Source organism: Methylobacterium sp. CCH5-D2, from assembly GCF_001556475.1.
In the GTDB taxonomy this organism is placed as follows: Bacteria; Pseudomonadota; Alphaproteobacteria; order Rhizobiales; family Beijerinckiaceae; genus Methylobacterium; species Methylobacterium hispanicum.
In genome coordinates this window covers 1-2329 of the sequence record NZ_LSIX01001115.1, presented here as the reverse complement: position 1 = coordinate 2329, position 2329 = coordinate 1, and the positions used below count along the sequence as shown (strand labels likewise).

General features: G+C 71.7%; 4 protein-coding genes. All 4 read left to right on the top strand.

All coding sequences use genetic code 11. The features are described from left to right. Positions 1 to 105 precede the first annotated feature (105 nt). The 4 genes from flgB to flgG are packed head-to-tail and all read left to right on the top strand — an operon-like array spanning position 106 to position 2092. Positions 106 to 480 (top strand): flagellar basal body rod protein FlgB, encoded by a 375-nt coding sequence (gene flgB, locus AX737_RS30145; RefSeq protein ID WP_066927713.1) that lies wholly within the window; start codon positions 106 to 108, stop codon positions 478 to 480. Beyond that, positions 477 to 893: a flagellar basal body rod protein FlgC gene (flgC, locus tag AX737_RS30140; RefSeq protein ID WP_066927711.1), complete on the top strand. Its 417-nt coding sequence runs from the start codon at positions 477 to 479 to the stop codon at positions 891 to 893. The genes flgB and flgC overlap by 4 nt, the downstream gene beginning before the upstream one ends. 14 nt (positions 894 to 907) lie before the next feature. Then, on the top strand, positions 908 to 1279 hold the full coding sequence (locus AX737_RS30135) for a flagellar hook-basal body complex protein FliE (RefSeq protein ID WP_066927709.1): 372 nt from the start codon (positions 908 to 910) through the stop codon (positions 1277 to 1279). A gap of 24 nt (positions 1280 to 1303) precedes the next feature. After that, positions 1304 to 2092: a flagellar basal-body rod protein FlgG gene (gene flgG, locus AX737_RS30130; protein WP_066927707.1), complete on the top strand. Its 789-nt coding sequence runs from the start codon at positions 1304 to 1306 to the stop codon at positions 2090 to 2092. Positions 2093 to 2329 lie beyond the last annotated feature (237 nt).

The window sequence follows — 2329 nt, the reverse complement described above, 5'->3', positions numbered from 1 at the left end:
GGCCAGCCTCGTGCAAGATTGCCGCCCTACACCCCTGATCCATGGGAGGCCCGCGTCCGGGCCCGGGACCCGTGGCGCGCGCCGGGACGGCGGCAAGGAGGCGGCATGAGCGGAATCTACCTGTTCGACCTCGCCTCGATGCAGGCCCGGCACCTCGGGGTGCGGCAGGCGACGATCGCCGGCAACGTCGCGAACGCGAACACGCCGGACTACAAGGCGCGGGACGTCACGCCCTTCGCGCAGGTTCTGGCCCGCGCCGGCTACGAGATGGCGCAGACGGCCTCCGCCCACGTGGACGGCGCGGGCGCCGGCACCCGCGTGCAGGAGGCCCGGGACGGCTGGGACGTGCTGGAGACCGCGAGCGCCGTCACCCTGGAGCAGGAGCTGCTCAAGGCCGGCACGGTGGCGCGCGAGCACAGCCTCAACACCGGCATCGTCAAGGCCTTCGACCGGATGCTCAAGCTCGCGGTGAAGGGATGATCGACCCGCTCCTCTCCGCCACGCGGCTCGCGAGCGCCGGCCTGGAGGCCCAGTCCCTGCGCATGCGGGTGGTCTCCGAGAACCTCGCCAACGCCCAGTCGACCGGCGAGACGCCGGGCGCCGACCCCTACGCGCGCAAGACCGTGACCTTCCGGGCCGAGATGGAGCGGGCGCTGGGCGCGGCCTCGGTCCGCGTCTCCGGCATCGGCAACGACACCGCGCCCTTCCGCACCGAGCACGACCCGGCCAACCCGGCCGCCGACGACAAGGGCATGGTCAAGCTGCCCAACGTCAACATGCTGGTCGAGATGGCCGACATGCGCGAGGCCAACCGCTCCTACGAGGCCAACCTCCAGGTGATCAAGCAGGCCCGCGCCATGGTGGCGGGCATGATCGACCTCCTGAAATCCTGAAGGATATTCGACCGATGATCGAGGCTCTCGGATCGCTCTCGGCCTTCGACAGGGCCGTCCAGGCCGCCGCGCTCTCGCGCGCCGACAGCGCGGCGCCGGTGCAGAAGAGCGCCTTCGCGGGCGCCGCGGCGCTCGCGGGCGGCATCCCGGCCGCCCCGTCCGCGGCGCCGACCGACTTCGGCGACATCATGGCCCAGCTCGCAACCGGCGTACGCAACGACGTGCGGGCGGGCGAGGCGGCCTCGATCGCGGGCATCCAGGGCCGGGCCACGACCCAGCAGGTGGTCGAGGCGGTGATGTCGGCCGAGCAGAGCCTCCAGACCGCGGTCGCCATCCGCGACAAGGTGGTGGCCGCCTATCTCGAACTCAGCCGTATGGCGATCTGAACGGCGATCTGAGGAACCCCGATCATGCGCGCCCTCGCCATCGCCGCCACGGGCATGTCCGCCCAGCAGCTCAACCTCGAAGTGATCGCGAACAACGTCGCGAACCTCAACACCACCGGCTTCAAGGGGGCGCGGGCGGAGTTCACCGACCTGCTCTACCAGGCCGAGCGCCAGCAGGGCGTGCCGAACCAGGCCGGCCAGGAGGCCGTGCCGGAGGGCGCGATGCTGGGGCTGGGCGTGCGCGCCGCCGCGATCCGCAACCTGCACCGGCAGGGCTCGCTGGCGCAGACCGGCAACCAGCTCGATCTCGCGGTCAACGGGCGCGGCTACTTCCAGATCACGAGCCCGGCGGGCGAGATCAACTACACGCGCGCCGGCTCCTTCAACAAGAACGCCACCGGCCAGCTCGTGACGCTGGAGGGCTACCTCGTCGATCCGGCGATCCTGATCCCGCCGAACGCCTCCGAGGTCACCGTGAACCTCTCGGGCCAGGTCTACGCCAAGATCGACGGGCAGGTCGCCAACCAGCAGATCGGCCAGCTCACGCTCGCCAACTTCGCCAACGAGGCGGGCCTGGAGCCCTTGGGCAACGGCCTCTACCGCGAGACGCCGGCCTCCGGCGCGCCCGTCGTCGGCAACCCGGGCGACGTCAGCTACGGCAAGATCCAGCAGGGCTACCTCGAGGGCTCGAACGTCGATCCGGTCAAGGAAATCACCAGCCTGATCACGGCCCAGCGCGCCTTCGAGATGAACTCGAAGGTGATCCAGGCCGCCGACGAGATGTCCTCGACCGTCTCGAAGGGCATCCGCTGAGGCGGGAGGGCGCCCCCGAAGGGACCGCCCGGTCCCCGCCCGAACGACCCGAACGACCCAGCGGCGCCCCGTGCGCCGTCCGCTCCCGGCGCATCCTTCGGCGATCCCTCATGGCCCGCACCAAGCCCGTCCGCCACTTTCCCGGCTCCTTGCCCGGCTCCTCGCCCGGCTCCTCGCCCGGCTCCTCGCCCGGCTCCTCTCGGCGCCCCTCCCTCCGCGACCGGCTCCGCCGGGCGG

Bases quoted from the DNA above. Each gene is read 5' to 3' on its own strand.
- flgG (WP_066927707.1), top strand. From the start codon at position 1,304: ATGCGCGCCCTCGCCATCGCCGCCACGGGCATGTCCGCCCAGCAGCTC.
- AX737_RS30135 (WP_066927709.1), top strand. From the start codon at position 908: ATGATCGAGGCTCTCGGATCGCTCTCGGCCTTCGACAGGGCCGTCCAG.
- flgB (WP_066927713.1), top strand. From the start codon at position 106: ATGAGCGGAATCTACCTGTTCGACCTCGCCTCGATGCAGGCCCGGCAC.
- flgC (WP_066927711.1), top strand. From the start codon at position 477: ATGATCGACCCGCTCCTCTCCGCCACGCGGCTCGCGAGCGCCGGCCTG.